This window comes from Polymorphobacter megasporae, from assembly GCF_018982885.2.
Taxonomy (GTDB): domain Bacteria; phylum Pseudomonadota; class Alphaproteobacteria; order Sphingomonadales; family Sphingomonadaceae; genus Polymorphobacter_B; species Polymorphobacter_B megasporae.
In genome coordinates, this window is the sequence record NZ_CP081848.1 from 1,556,824 (window position 1) to 1,577,798 (window position 20,975).

The 20,975-nt window shown below is 68.6% G+C and carries 21 protein-coding genes; 15 read left to right on the plus strand and 6 right to left on the minus strand.

All coding sequences use genetic code 11. From position 1 onward, the window contains the following. Positions 1–26 precede the first annotated feature (26 nt). Positions 27–758 (plus strand): hypothetical protein, encoded by a 732-nt coding sequence (locus KTC28_RS07355; protein ID WP_216708301.1) that lies wholly within the window; start codon positions 27–29, stop codon positions 756–758. A gap of 45 nt (positions 759–803) precedes the next feature. Here the strand turns inward: KTC28_RS07355 and phaR are convergent, their stop codons facing one another. Further along, positions 804–1,379 carry a polyhydroxyalkanoate synthesis repressor PhaR gene (gene phaR, locus KTC28_RS07360; RefSeq protein ID WP_216708302.1) on the minus strand — a complete coding sequence of 192 codons (576 nt, stop codon included), beginning with the start codon at positions 1,377–1,379 and terminating at the stop codon, positions 804–806. Between the two features lie 126 nt (positions 1,380–1,505). On the opposite strand from phaR, the gene KTC28_RS07365 reads away from it, so the two are divergent. Both KTC28_RS07365 and KTC28_RS07370 read left to right on the plus strand, forming a co-directional pair. Next, on the plus strand, positions 1,506–2,681 hold the full coding sequence (locus KTC28_RS07365) for an acetyl-CoA C-acetyltransferase (RefSeq protein ID WP_216708303.1): 1,176 nt from the start codon (positions 1,506–1,508) through the stop codon (positions 2,679–2,681). A 95-nt stretch (positions 2,682–2,776) separates the two neighbouring features. Next, a complete protein-coding gene (locus tag KTC28_RS07370; protein ID WP_216708304.1) occupies positions 2,777–3,250 on the plus strand; it encodes a class I SAM-dependent methyltransferase in 474 nt (157 codons plus the stop codon). Here KTC28_RS07370 and metW read toward each other — a convergent pair. The 4 genes from metW to KTC28_RS07390 all read right to left on the minus strand — a co-directional run bounded on the left by metW (position 3,236) and on the right by KTC28_RS07390 (position 7,596). Further along, entirely contained in the window at positions 3,236–3,823 is a 588-nt protein-coding gene (metW, locus tag KTC28_RS07375; RefSeq protein WP_216708305.1) for a methionine biosynthesis protein MetW, read from the minus strand. The genes KTC28_RS07370 and metW overlap by 15 nt on opposite strands. Further along, positions 3,820–4,251: a GNAT family N-acetyltransferase gene (locus tag KTC28_RS07380; RefSeq protein ID WP_216708306.1), complete on the minus strand. Its 432-nt coding sequence runs from the start codon at positions 4,249–4,251 to the stop codon at positions 3,820–3,822. Before KTC28_RS07380 ends, metW begins: the two co-directional genes overlap by 4 nt. Further along, positions 4,248–5,366 carry a homoserine O-acetyltransferase MetX gene (gene metX / locus KTC28_RS07385; RefSeq protein ID WP_216708307.1) on the minus strand — a complete coding sequence of 373 codons (1,119 nt, stop codon included), beginning with the start codon at positions 5,364–5,366 and terminating at the stop codon, positions 4,248–4,250. Before metX ends, KTC28_RS07380 begins: the two co-directional genes overlap by 4 nt. Positions 5,367–5,433: 67 nt before the next feature. Continuing rightward, complete coding sequence (locus KTC28_RS07390) at positions 5,434–7,596, minus strand: TonB-dependent receptor (protein WP_216708308.1); 2,163 nt, start codon at positions 7,594–7,596, stop codon at positions 5,434–5,436. 95 nt (positions 7,597–7,691) lie between these two features. On the opposite strand from KTC28_RS07390, the gene KTC28_RS07395 reads away from it, so the two are divergent. From KTC28_RS07395 to queE, 8 genes are all read left to right on the plus strand, one after another. Next, on the plus strand, positions 7,692–8,660 hold the full coding sequence (locus KTC28_RS07395; RefSeq protein ID WP_255602355.1) for an NAD(P)H-binding protein: 969 nt from the start codon (positions 7,692–7,694) through the stop codon (positions 8,658–8,660). Positions 8,661–8,701: 41 nt separating this feature from the next. Beyond that, positions 8,702–9,808, plus strand: a complete 1,107-nt coding sequence (gene hisC, locus KTC28_RS07400; RefSeq protein WP_216708310.1) for a histidinol-phosphate transaminase — start codon at positions 8,702–8,704, stop codon at positions 9,806–9,808. Positions 9,809–9,911: 103 nt separating this feature from the next. Then, positions 9,912–10,820: a prephenate/arogenate dehydrogenase family protein gene (locus tag KTC28_RS07405; protein ID WP_216708311.1), complete on the plus strand. Its 909-nt coding sequence runs from the start codon at positions 9,912–9,914 to the stop codon at positions 10,818–10,820. Between the two features lie 206 nt (positions 10,821–11,026). Beyond that, positions 11,027–12,238: an aspartate aminotransferase family protein gene (locus KTC28_RS07410; RefSeq protein WP_255602356.1), complete on the plus strand. Its 1,212-nt coding sequence runs from the start codon at positions 11,027–11,029 to the stop codon at positions 12,236–12,238. Positions 12,239–12,269: 31 nt separating this feature from the next. Beyond that, positions 12,270–13,202 carry an ornithine carbamoyltransferase gene (argF, locus tag KTC28_RS07415; protein WP_216708851.1) on the plus strand — a complete coding sequence of 311 codons (933 nt, stop codon included), beginning with the start codon at positions 12,270–12,272 and terminating at the stop codon, positions 13,200–13,202. A 115-nt stretch (positions 13,203–13,317) separates the two neighbouring features. After that, positions 13,318–14,217: an Hsp33 family molecular chaperone HslO gene (locus KTC28_RS07420; protein ID WP_216708312.1), complete on the plus strand. Its 900-nt coding sequence runs from the start codon at positions 13,318–13,320 to the stop codon at positions 14,215–14,217. Next, a complete protein-coding gene (gene queC / locus KTC28_RS07425) occupies positions 14,187–14,867 on the plus strand; it encodes a 7-cyano-7-deazaguanine synthase QueC (RefSeq protein WP_439650124.1) in 681 nt (226 codons plus the stop codon). The genes KTC28_RS07420 and queC overlap by 31 nt, the downstream gene beginning before the upstream one ends. A 160-nt stretch (positions 14,868–15,027) precedes the next feature. After that, the gene (gene queE, locus KTC28_RS07430) at positions 15,028–15,660 is read left to right on the plus strand and encodes a 7-carboxy-7-deazaguanine synthase (RefSeq protein WP_216708314.1); all 633 of its coding nucleotides are present in this window, start codon (positions 15,028–15,030) and stop codon (positions 15,658–15,660) included. Here the strand turns inward: queE and queF are convergent. Then, a complete protein-coding gene (queF, locus tag KTC28_RS07435) occupies positions 15,657–16,115 on the minus strand; it encodes a preQ(1) synthase (RefSeq protein WP_216708315.1) in 459 nt (152 codons plus the stop codon). The genes queE and queF overlap by 4 nt on opposite strands. An 87-nt stretch (positions 16,116–16,202) precedes the next feature. Here queF and sseA point away from each other — a divergent pair, with 87 nt between their 5' ends. The 4 genes from sseA to KTC28_RS07455 all read left to right on the plus strand — a co-directional run bounded on the left by sseA (position 16,203) and on the right by KTC28_RS07455 (position 20,974). After that, entirely contained in the window at positions 16,203–17,045 is an 843-nt protein-coding gene (gene sseA / locus KTC28_RS07440; protein WP_216708316.1) for a 3-mercaptopyruvate sulfurtransferase, read from the plus strand. Then, positions 17,042–18,238, plus strand: a complete 1,197-nt coding sequence (gene metC, locus KTC28_RS07445) for a cystathionine beta-lyase (RefSeq protein WP_216708852.1) — start codon at positions 17,042–17,044, stop codon at positions 18,236–18,238. Before sseA ends, metC begins: the two co-directional genes overlap by 4 nt. A gap of 149 nt (positions 18,239–18,387) precedes the next feature. Next, positions 18,388–19,632, plus strand: coding sequence for a hypothetical protein (locus KTC28_RS07450; RefSeq protein WP_216708317.1), 1,245 nt, complete (start codon positions 18,388–18,390; stop codon positions 19,630–19,632). A 121-nt stretch (positions 19,633–19,753) separates the two neighbouring features. Next, a complete protein-coding gene (locus KTC28_RS07455; protein WP_216708318.1) occupies positions 19,754–20,974 on the plus strand; it encodes an efflux RND transporter periplasmic adaptor subunit in 1,221 nt (406 codons plus the stop codon). The last annotated feature ends 1 nt before the right edge of the window (position 20,975 follow it).

Here is a 20,975-nt window from a genome sequence, read left to right on the forward strand (position 1 = left end):
TTGTCGAACGGGGTGGAGCGGGTCTGATGTCGATAGCCTTGATCGTCCTGAGCCTTTTGGAGGCGAGCGCGGTGTCCGGACCGGCGCTCGGGCTGCCGGCGTCGCGGCCGACCGTTCATGCCGATGATATCTGGCGGTACAAGAACAGCATCGAACTGCGGGGCCGTTTCTCGGAGACCCACGACGAGAGCAGCGTCGTGCGGACGCAGGCCGATGCGATCGTCTTGAAAGTCCACGCCTCGGACTCGCCGCTCCAGCCGACCGAGCTTCTCGTCGGCAGCGACTGGTCGCGCTTCCGCAGCGTCGATGGCCACGAACAGGTCGTCAACCGGCCGTTCGACTTCCCGTTGACGGCGGGCAAGACGTGGACGGTCGACTATAGCGAGTCGAACCCGAACCGCCTTCTGACCACCGAGCATTGGGTAACGACCTACAAGGTGGTCGGCGTCGAGCGCGTGACCGTTCCGGCGGGAACGTTCGACGCCGTGAAGATCGAGGCCACGGGGAATTGGACGGCGACGCTGGCGCGGGCGGTGACGGGCGTCGCGACGACGAGGAGCGACGCGCAGGGCGTTGCCGTCGCCAACCGCATCGACCGGCAACAGCCGCGCGACGCGACGGGCCGAATCTACAAGGCGTTCTGGTACGTCCCCGCGGTCAAGCGCGCGGTCAAGATCGTCGAGGAGACGTATGATTCCGGCGGCTTGCGCAGCGAGAGCCGCACATCGGAGCTTGAGAGCTACAAGGTCGCTCAGTAGCTGCGGCGGCGGTGCCGCGGCGCGGTCGGCCGCCGACGGCCCGGCCTAGACCTTGCTCAACTTCTCCAGCTGCGCCTGCAGCGTCACCATCTGCGCCTTGAGCGCGTCGAGCTCGCCCGTTTCCGCCTTCGCCGGCTCGGCCTTGACCAGTGCGGCGCGACCGGTGAGCATGTCGGCGGCGGCCTGGAACATCGCCATGTTCTGCTTCGCGAGCGTCTCGAACGGCTTGAATGCCGCACCGCCGAACGCGCCTGCAACCGAGTCACGGAACTGCGCCTGGTTCTTGGCGAACGCCGCCATCGATGCCTCGAGATAGTGCGGCACCATCGACTGCATCGAATCGCCGTACATCGCGATGAGCTGGCGGAGGAACGGCACCGGCAGCATCGTCTGGCCGCCGTTTTCGCCGTCCATGACGATCTGCGTCAGGACGTTATGCGTGATATCCTCGCCGGTCTTCGCGTCGAACACCTGGAAATCGCGCCCCTGCCGGGTCATTACGGCGAGATGCTCGAGGGTGATGTAGCTCGAGGTGTCGGTATTATAGAGGCGGCGGTTGGCGTATTTCTTGATCACGACCGGGATTTGTTTGGCCGGGTCGGCGGAGCGCACTTGATCCATCGTGATTCCCAGAAAAGTTAATATGTTGCACTAGCACAAACCTGTGCTGCGCCGCAACGCAGGCCTACTGGCATCGCTTGGTGAACGCGCCTAGATGCCAAGTACAATTCCTTGGGAGCCTGAGCCATGACCGACATCGTCATCACCGCTGCAAAACGGACCCCGGTCGGCAGCTTCATGGGCGCGTTCGGCACCGTCCCCGCGCATGAACTCGGGCGGCAGGCGATCATGGCGGCGCTCGCGCAGTCGGGCGTTGCGGCCGACGAGGTCGACGAGGTCATCATGGGGCAGGTGTTGACCGCGGCGCAGGGGCAGAACCCGGCGCGGCAGGCGGCGATCAACGCCGGCATCGCCAAGGAAACCCCGGCATGGGGCGTCAACCAGGTCTGCGGCAGCGGCCTGCGCGCGGTCGCATTGGGCGCACAGGCGATCATGGCGGGCGACGCCGTCGTCGTCATCGCTGGCGGTCAGGAGAGCATGAGCCAGTCGACCCACGCCCAGGCGCTGCGGACCGGCACCAAGATGGGCGCGGTCGAGCTCGTCGACACGATGATCAAGGACGGGCTGTGGGACGCCTTCAACGGCTATCACATGGGCATCACTGCGGAAAACGTAGCCGAGCAGTATCAGGTGACGCGCGAGAAGCAGGACGCCTTCGCCGTCGCCTCGCAAAACAAGGCGAGCGCCGCGCGCGCCGCCGGGCGATTCAAGGATGAGATCGCGCCGGTGACGATCAAGGGCCGCAAGGGCGACACCGTCGTCGACACCGACGAATATATCCGCGACGGCGCGACGATCGAGAGCGTGTCGGGGCTCAAAGGCGCGTTCAAGAAGGACGGCACCGTCACCGCGGCCAACGCCAGCGGGATCAACGACGGCGCCGCCGCGCTCGTGCTGATGACCGCCGACGAGGCAAAGCGCCGCGGCTCGACCGTCCTCGGGCGCATCGCGAGTTGGGCGTCGACCGGGGTCGACCCGAGCGTGATGGGAATCGGCCCGGTGACCGCATCGAAGAAGGCGCTCGAAAAGGCCGGCTGGACCGTCGCCGATCTCGACCTGATCGAGGCCAACGAGGCGTTCGCCGCGCAGGCGCTCGCGGTCGGGCAGGAACTCGGGCTCGATCCGGCGAAGGTCAACGTCAACGGCGGCGCGATCGCGATCGGCCACCCGATCGGCGCTTCGGGCGCGCGGGTGCTGACAACCCTGCTCTACGAAATGGGCAAGCGCGACGCCAAGAAGGGCCTTGCGACCTTGTGCATTGGCGGCGGCATGGGCATCGCGATGTGCATCGAGCGCGACTGATGGTCTCGCGCTAGACTGGCGGCGAACCGCCGGGGAGTTGGGCCACGACGATCGATCCGGACATCCGTGCCGCCGTTCGCGCGGTACTACCGCTGATGCCGACGACACGGCTGCTCGCGCTCGGCGGCAGCGCGGTTCTCGATGCGGCCGACATCGCGATGGTGGCGTATGCGGCGCTCGTCGGGGATGCCGCGTGGCCCGCCGGGCTGTCGATCACGGTCGCCGCCGATCCGATACGCCTGCCGTTCGTCGAGGGGGTTTTCGACGCCGCGCTGGCGATGGCCCCGCTCGATCCGCCGGGCTTGCGTGAACTGTGGCGGGTACTCGGACCGGCGGGGGTGCTCGTCGCGGTTGTCCCGCGCCGCGCGCTGATCCCGCGCGAAACCGGCTTCGCCGGGGCGCATCATTCGCGTAGCAGCCTGACCAAGCTGCTCGACGCGGCGATGTTCGAGCCGGGCGAGTGGACCAAGGTCGCCGGGGTTCACGTCGTCCGCGCGACCAAGCGCGACGGGTTGGCCGCGATCGGCGGCGGCGGGACCGCTGCCCTCGCGCGCCTATCCCCGGCTTAGGACGAACACCGCCTGCTCGGCGCGCAGGTTCTCGGCCCATGTCAGCCGTCGTCCGCGACTGAGGAAGGTCGCCCCCTCGACGGTGACGTCGAGCTTGGCCGCGAGCGCGCGGAAGTCGTCGATCGAGCACAGATGAATATTCGGCGTCGCGTACCACGGCACCGGCAGCGCCGCCGTCATCGGCATCCGCCCGCCGACGAGCAGGCTCAGCCGCACCCGCCAATGGCCGAAATTGGGGAAGGAGATCACCGCTGTCCGCGCGATCCGCAGCAGCTCGGCAAGCACCGTCTCGGGCGAACGCATCGCCTGGAGCGTGTCCGACAGGATGGCGACATCGAAGGCGTGCGACGGGTAGTCGGCGAGGTCGGCGTCGGCGTCGCCCTGGACGACCGACAGCCCGCGCTCGACCGCAGCGGCGACGTTCGCCCCCGACAATTCGATTCCACGCCCGTCGACCCCCTTGTCGCGCTGCAACGCCGCGAGCAACGCGCCGTCACCGCAGCCGACGTCGAGCACGCGCGCTCCGGCAGGGACGGCGTCGGCGATTGCAGCGAGGTCGGCGCGGAGTGTCACGACTGGCTTGCCAGCAGCATCGCGTATTCGGGCGACATCCGCTCCATGAAGCGGTCAGGCCGCGCGAGCGGTGCGAAGCCGACCTCGGCGTAAACCCCGTGCGCGTCTTTGGTAACAAGGCCGAAGCGTCGGATCCCGGCGAAGTCGGGATGTTCGACGAACCAGCGCGTCAAGCTCCGCCCCAATCCCTGCCCGCGAACGCTGTCGTCGACCCAGACGTCGGCGATCCACGCGAAGGTCGCATAGTCGGTGATGACGCGGGCGAAGCCGACCTGCCCCCCTTCGGCATAGGCGCCAAGGCAATGCGATCCGGCGATGGCGCGCTCGACGAGACCGCGCGCGATCCCCGGCGACCAATAGCTCGACGCGAGCCAGCCGTGGATGCGCCCGATGTCGAGCCGTGCCTTGTCGTCGGACAGCTCGATCATTCGCCGGCCCGCAGGAAGCCGTCGACGACGCGGTTCATGGCCGGGGTGTCGAGGAGGAAGGCGTCGTGGCCGTGGGGCGAGTCGAGCTCGACGAAGCTGACGCGGGCGTTGGCGGCGTTAAGCGCGCGGACGATCCGCCGGGCCTCGGCGGTCGGGTAGAGCCAGTCGCTGGTGAACGAGATGACCGCGAAGCGCGTCTTCGTCCCCGCGAACGCCGCTGCCAGCCGCCCGTCGTGCGGCGCGGCGAGGTCGAAATAATCGGTCGCGCGGGTGATGTAGAGATACGAGTTGGCGTCGAACCGCTCGACGAAACTCAGGCCCTGGTGGCGCAGGTACGATTCGACCTGGAAATCGGCGTCGAAGCCGAACGACACCTCCGACCGGTCCTGCAGCGCACGCCCGAACTTCGCGGTCAGCCCCTCCTCCGACAGATACGTGATGTGCGCCGCCATCCGCGCGACTGCGAGCCCGGCCGCGGGGGGCGGCCCGGCGTGGTAGGCACCGCCGCGCCAGTTGGGGTCGGCCATGATCGCCTGCCGTCCGACCTCGTGATACGCGATGTTCTGCGCCGAATGCCGCGCCGCGGTGGCGATCGCGACCACCGCACGGACGCGGTCGGGGTAGGCGACCGCCCAGTCGAGCGCCTGCATCCCGCCCATCGATCCCCCGACGACCGCAGCGAGCGTGACGACGCCGAGATGGTCGAGCAGCGCCGCCTGCGCGCGGACCATGTCGCGGATCGTGATGACGGGGAACGTCATGCCGAAGGGCGCACCGGTCGCAGGATCGATGCTCGCCGGGCCGCTCGATCCCGAGCAGCCGCCCAGCACGTTGGTCGCCACGATGAAATGGCGCGCCGGGTCGATCGGCCGCCCCGGGCCGACCATCCGCTCCCACCAGCCCGGCCGCCCGGTCTTCGGATCGACCCCGGCGACGTGCTGGTTGCCGGTCAGCGCATGGCAGATCAGGATCGCATTCCCGCCGTCGGCATCGAGCGCCCCGTAGGTTTCGTAGCCGACCTCGACGCCGTCGAGGGTAGCGCCCGATTCGAGCTGGAACGTCCCGGGGAGCCGGATGCGACGGTCGAGGCCGAAACGCTGGTCGGTGGCGAGCATCGCGGGTGGGTAGGGGGTGCGGTCGCGCGATGCAATGCGGAGGGGGACCGGGCCCCGGGTCGGGCGATCAGTCCTGATAGTCGATCTTCGCCGCTTTCTTTGGGCCGCCGCCGAATGCCCAAGACAAAGCGATCGTCGCCGCGCGGACCGAATAGCGCCCGGTGATCGCCTCATGGAGCAGGGGGGTGTCGTATACCTGCGGGTCCTTCGCCGAATCGAAGACGTCCGACAGCGTCGCCACGACCGACAGCCCAGGCTTCAACTGATGCCTGAAACCAAGGTCGACGCGCGTGTTCGGCAAGCGGTAGCCCTGCGGCAGGAGCCGCTTGCCCTTGAAGGTGACGTTGAGCTGGATCATGTCCTTTGGCGTGGCCTGATAGTCGAGGTTGGCCTTGGCGGTGACACTGGTGATCTGCCGGGTACCGGCGATGCCGAGATTGGCGGCGTCGATCGTGTCGTGGAACAGCGTGCCGCTGACCCCGTACGACAGTAACTTGCCGAGCTTGCCGTTCGCCGAGAAATCGACCCCTGCCTTGGTCGACGTGCCAAGGTTCGCCTGCGTCGTCTGCAGCTGCGTCGGGGTGATGAAGCGGACGACCTGGGTAAACAGGTTGGTCGTCCGCCGGTAATAGGGAGTGAGCTCGATCGATACACCGTGCGGGGCAAAGGCGAAGGTCCCCTCGACCGCGTCGGTCTCCTGCGGCTTGAGCGCGGGATTGCCGACGTGCTGGTCGAGCGGATTGTTGAATAAAGGGTACGGGTCGAGTTCGCCGGGGTCGGGCCGGACGATCCGGTGGCTGTAGCTAAGCCGCAGCGTCTTCACGTCCGACAGCGCATAGTCGAGGTGGATCGTCGGATAGGCAGTGACGTAATTGGTCCGGTCGACCTCGGCGTTGGTTACCTGGGTGCCGACCGCCGACGTCGCTTCGACCCTGACGCCGACGAGCGCGGTCAGCTTCTCGGCGAAGACGCGTTCGTAGGTCCCGTATAACGAATGAATGTCGCGCGCGTAGACGAAGCGGCTCGTCTGGGTCGGGTCGGGCATCACCGCCCCAGTCGCCACGTCGACGAGGTCGCCGTGGGTGTCGAAGGCGTCGTCCTCGCGCTCGAAGTCGTAGCCGAGCACCAGCTTCGCCCCCGCCGCCATCGGCCGGTCGTATTCGACGGTGACCTCGCGCTCGCGCTGGTTCGACCGCGGCCGGCGCTGGTCGCTCGTCGTCGGCAGCAGCGGCAGGCGGTAGATGTTGGTGAAGCGGCTCGATTGATTCTCGGCCTCGCCGCTGTAGCGCAGGTCGATGCTCAGGCTATGGCCCTTGCCGGCGAAGCTGTGTTTGTACGTCGCCGACGCGTCGGTCGCGACATCGTGTTCGGTGCCGATGCTGTCGCGGTCGAAGTCGCTGGCCAGCGCGCCGCCCGGGTCGAACAACCGGTCGTGTTCGTCGCGGCGCAGCGTGCCCGCGCGGTCGTTGTAGGTGAAATTGCCGCTCAGCTGGTCGGCCGGCGACACGGCATAACCCACCCCGATCGTCGCGATCTTCGCGGTCCGGTGGCCGCGGTACCGCCGTTCCTGGCTGCTCCCCGTCCCCGCGCCGGTCACCGGGTCGATGTCGGTCCGCTGGTCGGTCAGCAGGTAATCGGGGACCGTGCGCTTCACCGTCAGCGCGCCGTTGAGATCGAGCTTGTCCCGGTGGTATGCCGCCGTCGCGCCGAGGCCGAAGCGGGCGTCGCTGCCGATGTTCGCGGTCGCGGTTCCCGATTTGCCCGGCTTGCGGTTCTTCTTCGTGATGATGTTGATGATCCCGCCCGACCCGTCGGCCTTGTACCGCGCCGATGGGTTGGTGATGACCTCGATGCTCTCGATCCCGCTCGCCGGCAGCGATTGCAGCGCGTCGGCGCGGGTCGACGGCGACATCTGCGCCGACGGTTTGCCGTCGATCAGGACCTGGACATTGGTGTCGCCGCGCAGGCTGACGTTGCCGGCCGCATCGACATCGACCGACGGCACGTTGCGCAGCACATCCGCGATCGATCCCGCTGCCGCGCCGAGGTCGCGCTGGACCGCGTACGCCTTGCGGTCGATCGTCGACGTCGCCGCGTCGCGGTCGGCGGAGACGACGATGTCCGCGGATGTCGTGGCTTGGGGCACCGCGCTCGAAGGCGCGGTGGCGGTGATCTGGGCGCCGGCGGGGACTGCGAAGGCAACGACCGCCGCGGAAAAAAGTAAGCGCATCGGGCACTTTGCAACAGTTTCAAGACTCGACCATGCGAGGATACGATTGCATTGGGAAGCGGCATGACCCTCGCCCGAGAATGGTTAATTTGAACGTGGCTAATTCGCCACACCGCGTTCTCGTGCTCGGCGCGACGGGAACGATCGGGCGTGCGACGGTCCGAGCGCTGGTTGCGCGCGGGTGCGAAGTGGTGGCCCTCGTCCGTCGTCGCGACACCACGTCGCAGCCCGATGGTGTAGTCCTTCGGATCGGCAGCGTGACCGAGCCGGGGTCGGTTGCGCGTGACGGCATCTGCGGCGAGCGATTCGACGCCATCGTGTCGTGTCTCGCGTCGCGAACCGGGGTGCCGCATGATGCTTGGGCGGTCGACCATCGCGCCAATCTCGATGCGCTCGCTGCGGCGCAGGCGGCGGGGATCGCGCATTTCGTCCTGCTATCGGCGATCTGCGTGCAGAAGCCGCTCCTCGCCTTCCAGCACGCCAAGCTCGCGTTCGAGACGGCGTTGATCCGCTCGGGGTTGCGCTGGTCGATCGTCCGGCCGACCGCATTCTTCAAGTCGCTGTCGGGGCAGGTCGAGCGGGTGCGTGCGGGCAAGCCGTACCTGATGTTCGGCGACGGCACTCTGACCGCGTGCAAGCCGATCGGCGACGACGATCTTGGCCAGTTCATTGCCGGGTGCCTCGACGATCCCGCCCGGTGGGACCGTATCCTGCCGATCGGCGGGCCGAGGGAGGCGATCACCCCCAGAGCGCAAGGCGAGGCGCTGTTCGCCTTGCTCGGGCGGCCGCCGCGCTACAGCCGGGTGCCGGTGGCGCTGCTCGACACGATCATCGCGGTCCTCGGCGTGGCCGGCCGCGTCGTCCCCGCGCTCGCCGCCAAGGCCGAGCTCGCGCGGATCGGGCGTTACTATGCGACCGAATCGATGCTCGTTCTCGATCCCCTGACCGGGCGCTACGACGCCGCCGCGACGCCGTCGACCGGCACCGCGACGCTGTTCGATCACTACGCCCGGCTGATCTCGGGCGAGGTCGTCGACGATCGCGGCGACCACGCGGTGTTCTGACCGCCTTGTGGAGCGCGGCATAACCGGCCAAAGCGCCGGGCATGAATGCACCCATCGTCAAACCGTGGATCGACGCGATCCACGCCTATGTCCCCGGCAAGGCCAAGCTCGGCGGCTTCGCCGAGCCGGTCAAGCTGTCGTCGAACGAGAACCCGCTCGGGCCGTCGCCCAAGGCGATCGCGGCAATGGCGGCAACGGCGGGGCACGCGCACCGCTATCCCGATCCGGCGTCGGTTGCGCTGCGTGAGGCGATCGCCGCGCGCTACGGCCTCGACGCGGGGCGGATCGTCTGCGGGACCGGGTCGGACGAGCTGCTCCAGCTTCTCGCCACCGCGTACTGCGGGCAGGGCGACGAGATCGTCCACGACGTCCACGGCTTCTCGCTCTACCCGATTGCCGCACGCCGGTCGGGGGCTGAGCCGGTCGCGGCGGGCGATACCGACTACACCACCGACGTCGACAAGATCCTCGCAAGCGTCACCCCGGCGACGCGGCTGGTATTCGTCGCCAATCCGAACAACCCGACCGGCACGATGATCGGCCGCGCCGAGCTGCACCGCCTCCACGCCGGGCTACGCCCCGACATCCTCCTCGTCATCGACGGGGCGTACGCCGAATATGTCGAGGACCCCGATTACGAGGACGGCTTCGCGATGGCGCGCGACCTGCCCAACGTCGTGACGACACGAACCTTCTCGAAGATCTACGGCCTCGCCGCCGAACGGATCGGCTGGGCGTACGGGCCGCAGGCGGTGATCGACGTGCTCAACAAGGTCCGCGCCCCGTTCAACGTCCCCGCCGCCGGGGGCGCGGGAGCCGTCGCGGCGATCGGTGACAGCGACTGGGTCGACGCCTCGCGGGTCCACAACAAGCAGTGGCGTCACTGGCTCGCAGGCGAGATCGCGGCGCTCGGCAACGCCGGACTGCGCGCGGTCCCGTCGGCAGCGAACTTCATCCTCGTTACCTTCCCGGCCGAGGGCCCAATCACAGCCGAGGCCGCCAACGCCGCGCTGATGATCGACGGCATCCTCGTCCGCTGGCTGCCGGGGCAGGGCCTGCCGAATGCGCTCCGCATCACAATCGGCACCGAGGCCGAGACGCGGGCGGTGGCGGCGAGCCTGCGCCGCTTCGTCGAGACGGCGGCGTGATCCCACGCTCATCTTATGTGTCATCCCCGCGAAAGCGGGGACCCAAAGTCACCGGCTGCAGTGACCTTGGGTCCCCGCTTTCGCGGGGATGACAGGACGTTAAATGCTCCCTTTCGCCCGCGTCAGCATTATCGGCATGGGCCTCATCGGCTCGTCGCTCGCCCGCGCGGTCCGGGCACGGTTGCCGACCGTCCGGCTCAGCGTCACCGACGCGGACCCCGCCGTTCGCGCGCGGGTGATCGACCTCGACCTCGCCGACGACGTTGCCGACTCGCCCGGGGCAGCGGTGATCGATGCCGACTTCGTCATCCTGTGCGTGCCGGTCGGAGCGATGGCGGGGGTCGCAGCCAGCATCGCCGCCGATCTCAGCCCCGGCTGCGTCGTCTCCGACGTCGGCTCGGTCAAGGGCCAGGTCCTCGCCGACCTCACCGCCGCGCTCCCCGGGGTCGCGATCGTCCCGGCGCACCCGGTCGCGGGCACGGAGAAGTCCGGCCCCGACGCGGGCTTCGCCAGCCTGTTCGCCGGGCGCTGGTGCATCCTCACACCCGCCGCCGGGACCGACCCCGTCGCGATCGAGCGGGTCCGCGATTTCTGGACGCGGCTTGGCGCGACGGTCGAGACGATGGACGCCGCGCACCACGACCTCGTCCTCGCCGTCACCAGCCACCTGCCGCACCTGATCGCTTACTCGATCGTCGGCACCGCGTCGGACATGGAGGCGGTTACCCGTTCCGAAGTCATCAAATATTCGGCGGGCGGCTTCCGCGACTTCACCCGCATCGCCGCCTCCGATCCGGTGATGTGGCGCGACGTCTTCCTGTCGAACAAGGACGCTGTCTTGGACGTCCTCCAGCGCTTCACCGAGGATCTGACCGCGCTCCAGCGCGCGATCCGCTGGGGCGACGGCGATGCGCTCGAGGCGCTGTTCACCCGCACCCGCGACGTCCGGCGCACGATCGTCGATGCGGGTCAGGACACCGACGATGTGGACTTCGGACGCCCCCATGACTGAACGGCACGATTAACCAAGCCCCCTCGGAAGTCCACGAAGTCCACACGAAAGCGACGTCGTTTCGGGGTAATTCGCGCCTCACCGGTACATTGTGGGCAGGCCTGTATCCATCACTGTAGGACTTGAGACTAACTGAGCGAGTCGCTACATCGTGACCTCGATAGGCGGTCGCTGGGACCGCCTTTTTGCGTTGAGGGCACCTGCCCATGTCGATGACGAGCACGATGAACCCCGTGATGCCGGTCTACGGCCGTTGCGAAGTCGAACCGGTTCGCGGCGAAGGCTGCTACCTGTACGACGCGGGCGGGAACCGCTGGCTCGACTTCGCCGCCGGGATCGCGGTCAACGCGCTCGGCCATGGCCATCCGCACCTGACCAAGACGATCCAGGATCAGGCGGCGACGCTGATACACGTGTCGAACCTGTACAAGGTTCCGGGGCAGCAGGCGGTGGCGCAGCGCCTCGTCGACCTGACCTTCGCCGACACGATGTTCTTCACCAATTCGGGTGCAGAAGCATTCGAGTGCGCGGTCAAGACCGCACGTCGCTGCCAGTTCGTCCTCGGCCACCCCGAGAAGTTCCGCATCATCACCTTCGCCCAGGCGTTCCACGGCCGGACGATGGCGGGGATCTCGGCGACCGATTCGGACAAGATGCGCGGCGGTTTCGAACCGCTCCCCGACTGGTTCACCGTCCTGCCGTTCGACGATATCGCCGCGGTCCGCGAGTTCATGGCCGGACCGCTGGCGGAACAGGTCGGCGGCTTCATGGTCGAGCCGATCCAGGGCGAAGGCGGCGTCCGCCCGGCGTCGGTCGAGTTTCTCCAGACGCTGCGCGACCTCGCCGACGAGCATGGCGCGCTGCTGATCTTCGACGAGGTCCAGTGCGGCGTCGCGCGGACCGGGCAGCTGTTCGCCTACCAGCATTTCGGCGTCACCCCCGACATCATGGCGATCGCCAAGGGCATCGGCGGCGGTTTCCCGGTCGGCGCTTGCCTCGCCACCGAACATGCCGCGCAGGGCATGGTCGTCGGCACGCATGGCTCGACCTATGGCGGCAATCCGCTGGCGATGGCGGCGTGCGGCGCGGTGCTCGATGTCGTTGCGACGCCCGAGTTCCTCGAGAATGTCCGCCGCATGGGCGACCGGCTGCGGCAGGCGATCGAGCAGATGATCCCCAACCACGACGACCTGTTCGAGAGCGTACGTGGCGTCGGGTTGATGCTCGGCATCAAGATGAAGTCCGACAGCCGCGCCTTCGTCAATCACGCGCGCAGCTACGGCGTCCTGACCGTCGCCGCCGCCGACAATGTCGTGCGCGTCCTGCCGCCGCTGATCATCGACGAGAGCCACGTCCGCGAATTCGTCGAGCGCCTGTCCGACGCCGCACGCGACTACGCCCCGGCGAAGGCGGCGTGATGCGGTTGCACATCGTGTCGCGCGCGCTCGCCTGATGCGCCACTTCATCGACCTCGCGACGGCGGGCAAGGACGGGCTGCGCACGATCCTCGACGAGGCGCACCGCCGCAAGGCCGCGCGCGCCGGGCTGCCCAAGGGTGCGCCCGATGCCGATGCGCCGCTCGCCGGGCATGTCCTTGCGGCGATCTTCGAGAAGCCGTCGACGCGGACACGGTTCTCGTTCGACGTCGGGATGCGCCAGCTCGGCGGGTCGACGATCGTCGTCGGGGCCAACGACATGCAGCTCGGACGCGGCGAGACCGTCGCAGATACCGCGCGCGTCCTGTCGCGGATGGTCGACGCGATCGTCCTGCGCTGCGCGACCCACGCGACGATCGAGGAGCTCGGCGAGGTCGCGACGATCCCGGTGATCAACGGCCTGACCGACCTGACCCACCCATGCCAGGCGATGGCCGACATGATGACCGTCGAAGAACGCCTCGGCCGCCCGGTCGACGACACCTGCTGGGCGTGGGTCGGCGACGGCAACAACATGGCGCATTCGCTGATCGAAGCAGCGAGCGTGATGGGCTTCGACCTCAACCTCGGCGTGCCGCACGGCTACGATCCCGACCCGGCGGTGGTGGCGATGGCCGAGGCGCGCGGCGGCAACATCGATATCCTCCACAACGCCCTGCAGGCGGTCGAGGGTGTCAGCGTCGTCGCCACCGACACGTGGGTGTCGATGGGCCAGACAGCGGAGAAGGACAAAATGGCGGCGATGGCCCCGTTCCAGGTCACGCCGGCGCTGATGGCCGCCGCCGACAAACAAGCGGTCTTCCTCCACTGCCTCCCCGTCCACCGCGGCGAGGAAGTCACCGCCGACGTCATCGACGGTCCGCAATCGGCGGTCTGGGACGAGGCGGAGAACCGGCTCCACGTCCAGAAGGCGATCGTGCTGTGGTGCCTCGGCAAGATCGGATGATGGCGGACGGCGCCGCCTCCAATCTGTCATCCCCGCGCACGCGGGGACCCAAGGTCACGACCGGCTGTGACATTGGGTCCCCGCGTTCGCGGGGATGAAACCTTATATCGACACGATGACACCCGCTCCCATCCCCGAAGGCGTCGCTCCCGTCGCCGACCGCGTGCTCGGCTTCTCGGTCGGCGCGCGCAATGTCCGCGGTCGCGTCGTCCGGCTCGACGCGGCGCTCAACGCGGTTCTCGCCGCGCATGATTATCCCGCGCCGCTGGCGACCGTGCTCGGCGAGGCGCTCGTCCTCACCGCGCTCCTCGGCGCGACGCTGCGCGAGGACGAGGGGCAGCTGACCCTGCAGGCGCAGAGCAAGGGCGGCCCGGTCGACCTGCTCGTCTGCGATTATCGCGCGGGCGCGGTGCGCGGCTACCTCCGCCACGACGGCAGCAACGTCGAACCGGGCCTCGATCTGCACGCGCTGTTCGGCGAGGGCCACCTTGCGATCACCCTCGACCCGACCGCCGCCGCCGAGCGCTATCAGGGAATCGTCCCGCTCGAAGGCGCGTCGCTCGCCGAGGCCGCCGAGGGCTATTTCGCCAACTCCGAGCAATTGCCGACGCTGATCCGCCTCGCGGTGCGCTGGGATGCGACGACCGGCTGGGTCGGCGGCGGGCTGCTGGTCCAGCACCTCGCGCGGAGCGAGATCGGCGGCGAGCGGCTGTCGATCGCCGACATGAACCCTGACTGGCAGCACGTCCTCGCGCTCGCCTCGACGATGAGCGACGACGAGCTGACCGATCTGTCGCTCAGCGAGGAAACGCTGATCTGGCGGCTGTTCCACGACGAGGAGGTCCGCGTCGTCCCCGGACCGGTCCCGACCCGCGGCTGCCGCTGCACCCTCGCGCATATCAAGGACGTGCTGAGCAGCTTTCCGCCCGAGGAGCGCGCCGAGATGGCGGGCGACGACGGCCGCATCAAGGTCGATTGTGCGTTCTGCGCGCGGGTCTTCGCGGTGGACGTGTGAGCAAGCTCGCGGTTGTCCTGCTGTCGGGCGGACTCGACTCGACGACCGTTGCAGCGATCGCGCGCGAGGCGGGCTACCGCATCCTCGCGCTGACGATCGACTATAACCAGCGCCACCGGATCGAGCTCGACCATGCCGCGCGAGTCGCCGCCGCGATCGGGGTCGAGAAGCATATCGTCCTGCCGCTCGACCTGCGCGGTTTCGGCGGGTCGGCGCTAACTGCCGACATCGACGTGCCGAAGGGCGGGGTCGAGCCGGGGATTCCGGTGACGTACGTGCCTGCGCGGAACACGATTTTCCTGTCGGTCGCGCTCGGCTGGGCCGAGGCGGCGGGGGCGAAGGACCTGTTCATCGGGGTCAACGCGCTTGACTATTCGGGCTATCCCGACTGCCGCCCGGCTTTCATCGCGGCGTTCGAGGCGATGGCGAACGTCGCGACCCGCGACGGCGGCTTCACCGTCCACACCCCGCTCAGCGCGATGACAAAGGCCGATATCGTCCGCGAGGGCGCGCGGCTCGGGGTCGACTTCGGCATGACGTGGAGCTGCTACGACCCGTCGCCGGAGGGCCGCCCATGCGGCGTCTGCGACTCGTGCCGCCTGCGCGCGAAGGGTTTTGCCGAGGCGGGGTCGATCGACCCGGCGTTGTGACGGCGCTACCAAACCGCCTCCCCTCCCCTTCAGGGGAGGGGCGAGAGACGCGCCCCTTGGCGCGGCCCGGGGGTGGGGGTCCGCTCGCCGAACAGAACTCGGCTGCGCCTTCGTTCCCCACCCCCGGCCCCTCCCCTGAAGGGAAGGGGAGGCAGATCGCATGACCTACGCGGTCAAGGAACTCTACGTCACCCTCCAGGGCGAGGGCGCGCAGACCGGGCGGCGCGCGGTGTTCCTGCGCTTCGCCGGATGCAATTTGTGGACCGGGCGCGAGGTCGATCGCGCGGTCGCGGTCTGCACCTTCTGCGACACCGATTTCGTCGGCATCGACGGCCCCGGCGGGGGCAAGTTTGCCGATGCGGCCCTGCTCGCGGGCGCGGTTGCGGCGGCGTGGGGAGTTGACCCCGATCACAGCCTCGTCATCTGCACCGGCGGCGAACCGCTGCTCCAACTCGACACCGCGCTGGTTGACGCGCTCCATGCCCTCGGCTTCGCGGTCGGGGTCGAGACCAACGGCACGCAATCGCCGCCGCCGGGACTCGACTGGATCTGCGTCAGCCCCAAGGCTGATGCGCCGCTGGTCCTGACGCGCGGCGACGAACTCAAGCTGGTTTACCCCCAGCCGCTCGCCCAGCCCGGCCGCTTCGAGTCGCTGGCGTTCGACCATTTCTTCCTGCAGCCGATGGACGGCCCCGACCGCGAGGCGAACACCAGCGCCGCGATCGCCTATTGCCTCGACCACCCGCGCTGGCGGCTCGGGCTGCAGACGCACAAGATTCTGGGGCTGGCTTAACCCCGCCCGCGATATGTCGCGACGCCCTGGTCGGGCACCCATACACCCGCCGGCGCGACGCCGGTCTGCCAGAAAACATCGATCGGGATGCCGCCGCGGGGGTACCAATAGCCGCCGATGCGGAGCCACTTCGGGGCCATTTCGGCGACGAGGCGCTGGGCGATGCCGACGGTGCAGTCTTCGTGGAACGCGGCGTGGTTGCGGAACGACCCGAGGAACAGCTTCAACGATTTCGATTCGACGATCGTTTCGCCCGGGACATAGTCGATGACGATGTGGGCGAAGTCGGGCTGGCCGGTGACCGGGCACAATGAAGTGAATTCGGGCACGGTGAAGCGGACGAGGTAATCGACCCCCGGGCGCGGGTTCGCCGGGTAGTCGAGCACGGCGGCTTGCGGGCTGGCGGGCAGGGCGCTGGTATGGCCAAGCGCGTGAAGTTCGGTCGGATCGATCATTCGCGACGGGGTGAGCCACAAATCTCGCACTGACAAGGGCCGGTGGCGTCGCTATGCACGGCGCATAATTCCTGGGAGAGCAACCGAATGACCCCGCTGGTGACGACCGAATGGCTGGCCGCCGAGCTTGGCGCGAACGATCTGCGGATCGTCGACGCGACGATCTTCCTGCCCGAGACGGGCCGGACCGCGCGCGCCGAGTTCGAGACCGGGCACATCCCGGGCGCGGTGTTCATGGATCTCGACGAGCTGGTCGACACCGGAAATCCGGTGCCGAACATGCTGCCATCGCCTGAGAAATTCGCCAGCCGGATGCAGGCGCTCGGTCTCGGCGACGGCAGCCGGATCGTCGTCTACGACAACTCGCCGTTCCATTCGTCGGCGCGGGCGTGGTGGATGCTCAACCTGTTCGGCGCGCACGAGGTCGCGATTCTCGATGGCGGTTTCGCCAAGTGGCAGGCCGAGGGACGTCCCACCGAGTCGGGCAAGCCCGTCGTCCGCCACCGCCACTTCACCGTCTGGGGCGACACCAAGGGCGTCCGCACGATGCAGGCGATGATCGACAATCTCCGGACCAAGGCCGAGCAGGTCGTCGACGCACGCCCGGCGGGCCGCTTCGCCGGCACCGACCCTGAGCCGCGCGAAGGTATGCGCAGCGGGCATATTCCCGGATCGCGCAACCTGCCGTCGAACGACCTGTTCAACGCCGACGGAACGTGGAAGCAAGGTACCGCGCTGCGCGCGGCGTTCACCGACGCCGGGATCGACATCGACAAGCCGCTGGTGACGACGTGCGGGTCGGGGATCACCGCGGCCGTGCTGAGCTTCGGCGCGGCGCTGCTCGGGGCGAAGGACGTGGCGCTGTACGACGGCTCGTGGTCCGAATGGGGCGCTTCGCCGACGGCGCCGGTGGTGACTGGAGCGGCGTGAGCGACGACGAGCTCGGTCCGAATACCCGGCTCGTCCACGCCGGGCGGCGGAGCGAATGGACGCGCGGTCCCGGCATGGCGGCGGGGATCGTCAATCCGCCGGTGTGGCACGCGTCGACGATCGTGTTCGACAATCTCGCCGCGCTCGACGAGGCGCGGCGGCATCCCGATGCGGGACTGTTCTACGGGCGGCGCGGAACGCCGACGCAATGGGCGCTCGAGGAGGCGCTGACCGCGCAGGAGCCCGGCGCGGCGGGGACCAAGCTGTATCCGTCGGGGGTCGCGGCGATCGCGGCGGCGTTGATGACGGTGGTCCGGACCGGCGACCATGTCCTGATGGTCGACACCGCGTACGAGCCGAGCCGCGCCTTCGCCGATCGCCTGCTCAAGCCGCTCGGGATCACGACGAGCTATTACGCGCCCGGCGCCGACGTCGCGCCGCTGATCCAGCCGAACACCAAGGCGATCCTGCTCGAGAGCCCGGGGTCGCTGAGCTTCGAGGTCCAGGACGTTCCCGCGATCGTCGCCGCCGCTAAGGAACGCGGGGTCGCGACGATCCTCGACAATACCTGGGCGACGCCGTTGCTGTTCCCGGCGATCGGCCACGGCATCGACTTCACGGTGCAGGCGCTGACCAAATATACCGGCGGGCACAGCGACCTGATGATGGGGTCGGTCACGACGACGAAGCGCTGGTTCGGCAAATTGAAGACGCAGTCGTATCTGCTCGGCTATTGCGTCGGGCCCGACGACGCCTTTCTCGCGCTGCGCGGCTTGCGGACATTGGGGCTGCGGCTCGAACGGCAGGGGGCTAGCGCGCTGACCGTCGCCAAATGGCTCGAAACCCACCCGGCGGTGGCGCGGGTGATGCATCCGGCGCTGCCCGATGACCCCGGCAACGCGCTGTTCGTCCGCGACTTCAAGGGCGCGTCGGGGCTGTTCGGCTTCGTCCTCAAGCGCGGCGAACGGCGGCATACGGCGGCGCTGATCGACGACCTTGCGCATTTCGGCATCGGGTTCTCATGGGGCGGGTATGAGAGCCTGATTTTGCCGGTCGAGCTCGACGGCATCCGGACCGCGACGACGACTGATTCAGGGGGGCAGATCATCCGCCTGAGTATCGGGCTCGAGGACCCCGCCGACCTGATCGCCGACCTCGCCGCGGGGCTCGACCGCTACGAGGCACAATTCTGAGACGATCCACCGCCGCCATCGCGGCCGCCGGTGGGGCGCTCGCGGTCGTCGAGCTTGCCGTCGCATGGCCGGGCATCGCGCTGTTCGACACCCTCCGCCAGTTCGCCCAAGTCCGCAGCGGCAGTTACGACGACTGGCATCCGCCGGTCATGGCGCGGCTGTGGTCGGGGTTCGAGTCTGCCGGTCTCCTCGGCACCGCGCCGCTGTTCGTGCTCCAGATCGCGTTGTTCTTTGCCGGGCTTGTCCTGTTCGCCGCCGCGCTCCCCCGGGTTCGCCCAGTCATTGCCGCACTTGCGCTCGATGCGCTGCTGATCCCCGCCGAATGGCTGATCGTCGTCATCAAGGACGCGCAGATGATCGCCGCGCTGACCGCCGCGACCGGGATCGTCGCGGCGTATAAGCTGCGGTCGCGCGCGGTGCCGGCAGCGGCGGCGGCGGTCGTCGCGGTGCTGCTGGTGTACGCGGTGTTGCTCCGTGCGAACGCGGTGTTCGGCGTCGTGCCGTTGGTGTGCGTCTGGGCGGGGTGGGGCGGGCTGCGGCATCCGGCGGCGCGCGCCGGGCTGATGCTGGCGGGCGTGCTCGCGGTGCTGGCGGTGTCGCCGTCGATCAATCACCGGCTGCTCGGGGCGCGGCCATCGCATGTCGAGCGGGTGCTGCCGCTGTACGACCTCGCCGGGATCGCGCATTTCGGCGGCATCGCAACGCTGCCCGGGCTGCCGGTCGCGCGCTGGCGCGAGGCCGAGGCGCGGGGGTGCTATCACGTCACGATGTGGGACGCGTACAGCGACCCGGCGGAGTGCGGCTTCGTCGCCGACGCGGTCGGGTTCGACGGCGATGCGGGGGCCGGGCTGTTCGGCGACTGGGCGCGCACCATCGCCGCGCATCCGGTGGCCTACGCCCGCCACCGGCTCGGGCATTTCAACATGACGATGCGCTGGCTCGTGCCGTTCGGCCAGCCGCGGACCGTCGGCCCGCCCGATTCGCAGCCGAACGACGTCGGCATCGGACGTCGTGCCGATCCGTTGCTCAAGGGGATCGCCGTCGCCGCCGACGCGCTCGCGGCGACACCGTTCGGCTGGCCGGCGGTGTGGCTCGCGGCGAGCCTCGGCCTGTGGTGGACCGCTGCGGGCACGCCGCGATCGGGGCCGCGCGACATGGCGCTGGCGCTGGCCCTGTCGGCGGCGGCGATGCTGCTCAGCTTTGCGGTCGTCAGCATCGCGTCTGACCTGCGCTATCATCTGTGGGCGATGGTCGCGACGACCCTCGGCGGTGTCGCGCTATCGGTGGCTCCCGGCGTGCCGCGACGGCGCATGCAGGGGGCTTTCGCGGCGATCGCGCTGGCCGCCGGCGCCGGGGTAATTGCGCGGCTGCTGCTTACGCCCGGAACGTGGTAGAGGGAGTGGTAGCGCTAACCGGCTGGGACGATAGTTCAGCTTTTTGCACCTAATGCTGCGCTGCAGTAGACGCCGTACGATTTCGCGCGTAGATGTGAGTCACACTCGACAAGGCGAACCCATGCGATCGATTCTGATTCTTGCCAGCGTCCTGGCCCTCGCCAGCTGCGGCAAGAAGGATGACGGGGCCGGTGCCCCCCCGCCGGGAGCCCCTGGCGGACCCGCTCCCGAGGTCACCGTTGCGCACCCGATGGTCAAGCCGATCGTCGACTGGGACGATTACACCGGACGCTTCGAGGCGGTCGACAGCGTCGACGTCCGGCCGCGCGTCTCGGGCTATCTCCAGTCGATCAACTTTCGCGATGGCCAGTTCGCGAAAAAGGGCCAGCTCCTGATGGTCATCGACCCGCGCCCGTTCCAAGCGATCCTCGAGCAGGCGAAGGCCGACGAGGCGCGCTACGTCGCCGCTGCCGCCGTCGCGCAGACCGCATTCAATCGCGAAAAGGAACTGCTCGACCTCAAGGCGGTCAGCCAGGAAGAGTATGACAACTCACAAGCGGCGCTGCGGCAGGCGGTAGCGCAGCTTGGTTCGGCGAAGGCAAACACCCGTGCCAAGGCGCTCGATGTCGAATTCACCCGCGTCACCGCTCCGGCGGCTGGCCGGCTGTCGGACCGCAAGGTCAGCGCCGGCAATTACGTCACCAGCGGAACGACAGTGCTGACGACGATCGTGTCGCTCAACCCGATCCATTTTCTCTTCACCGGCTCGGAGGCGGTTTACCTCAAGTATCAGCGGGCGAACCGCGCCGGCACCCGTCCGTCGTCACGCGTCGCGGCGAACCCGGTCGACATCCGGCTCGGCGACGAGACCGAATATCGCTGGCACGGCCGGATGGATTTCGTCGACAATGCGCTCGACCTCGGGTCGGGGACGATCCGCGGGCGCGCGGTGGTGAGCAATCCCGACGGGCTGCTGACGCCGGGGATGTTCGGTCACATGCGACTGCTCGGTTCGGGCGCCTACTCAGGAATGCTGATCCCCGAAGACGCGATCGTCACCGACCAGACGCGCAAGGCGGTGCTCGTCGTCGGAGCCGACGGCAAGGCGGCGCAGCGCGTCGTCGTGCTCGGTCCGATCATCGACGGACTGCGGGTCGTCCGCTCGGGACTCAACGCGACCGACAATGTCGTCATTGCCGGGGTCCAGCGCGCGCATCCGGGAACGCCGGTGAAGATCAAGGAAGGCAAGATCGTGCCCCCCGATCCCGGCTCGGGACCGGCAGTGCCGACCTTCATCGAGCCGCCCTCGACCTCGGCGACGTCGGCGAGTTCGGTCCGCTAAG

Excerpts from the sequence above, each read along its gene's own strand:
- KTC28_RS07365 (WP_216708303.1), top strand. The coding sequence starts at position 1,506 with ATGACCGACATCGTCATCACCGCTGCAAAACGGACCCCGGTCGGCAGC.
- KTC28_RS07455 (WP_216708318.1), top strand. The coding sequence starts at position 19,754 with ATGCGATCGATTCTGATTCTTGCCAGCGTCCTGGCCCTCGCCAGCTGC.
- KTC28_RS07405 (WP_216708311.1), top strand. The coding sequence starts at position 9,912 with ATGCTCCCTTTCGCCCGCGTCAGCATTATCGGCATGGGCCTCATCGGC.
- metX (WP_216708307.1), bottom strand. The coding sequence starts at position 5,366 with ATGCTCGCCACCGACCAGCGTTTCGGCCTCGACCGTCGCATCCGGCTC.
- queF (WP_216708315.1), bottom strand. The coding sequence starts at position 16,115 with ATGATCGATCCGACCGAACTTCACGCGCTTGGCCATACCAGCGCCCTG.
- sseA (WP_216708316.1), top strand. The coding sequence starts at position 16,203 with ATGACCCCGCTGGTGACGACCGAATGGCTGGCCGCCGAGCTTGGCGCG.
- KTC28_RS07370 (WP_216708304.1), top strand. The coding sequence starts at position 2,777 with ATGCCGACGACACGGCTGCTCGCGCTCGGCGGCAGCGCGGTTCTCGAT.
- KTC28_RS07420 (WP_216708312.1), top strand. The coding sequence starts at position 13,318 with ATGACACCCGCTCCCATCCCCGAAGGCGTCGCTCCCGTCGCCGACCGC.
- KTC28_RS07390 (WP_216708308.1), bottom strand. The coding sequence starts at position 7,596 with ATGCGCTTACTTTTTTCCGCGGCGGTCGTTGCCTTCGCAGTCCCCGCC.
- KTC28_RS07450 (WP_216708317.1), top strand. The coding sequence starts at position 18,388 with ATGGCGCGGCTGTGGTCGGGGTTCGAGTCTGCCGGTCTCCTCGGCACC.
- KTC28_RS07410 (WP_255602356.1), top strand. The coding sequence starts at position 11,027 with ATGTCGATGACGAGCACGATGAACCCCGTGATGCCGGTCTACGGCCGT.
- queE (WP_216708314.1), top strand. The coding sequence starts at position 15,028 with ATGACCTACGCGGTCAAGGAACTCTACGTCACCCTCCAGGGCGAGGGC.
- KTC28_RS07380 (WP_216708306.1), bottom strand. The coding sequence starts at position 4,251 with ATGATCGAGCTGTCCGACGACAAGGCACGGCTCGACATCGGGCGCATC.
- phaR (WP_216708302.1), bottom strand. The coding sequence starts at position 1,379 with ATGGATCAAGTGCGCTCCGCCGACCCGGCCAAACAAATCCCGGTCGTG.
- hisC (WP_216708310.1), top strand. The coding sequence starts at position 8,702 with ATGAATGCACCCATCGTCAAACCGTGGATCGACGCGATCCACGCCTAT.
- KTC28_RS07355 (WP_216708301.1), top strand. The coding sequence starts at position 27 with ATGTCGATAGCCTTGATCGTCCTGAGCCTTTTGGAGGCGAGCGCGGTG.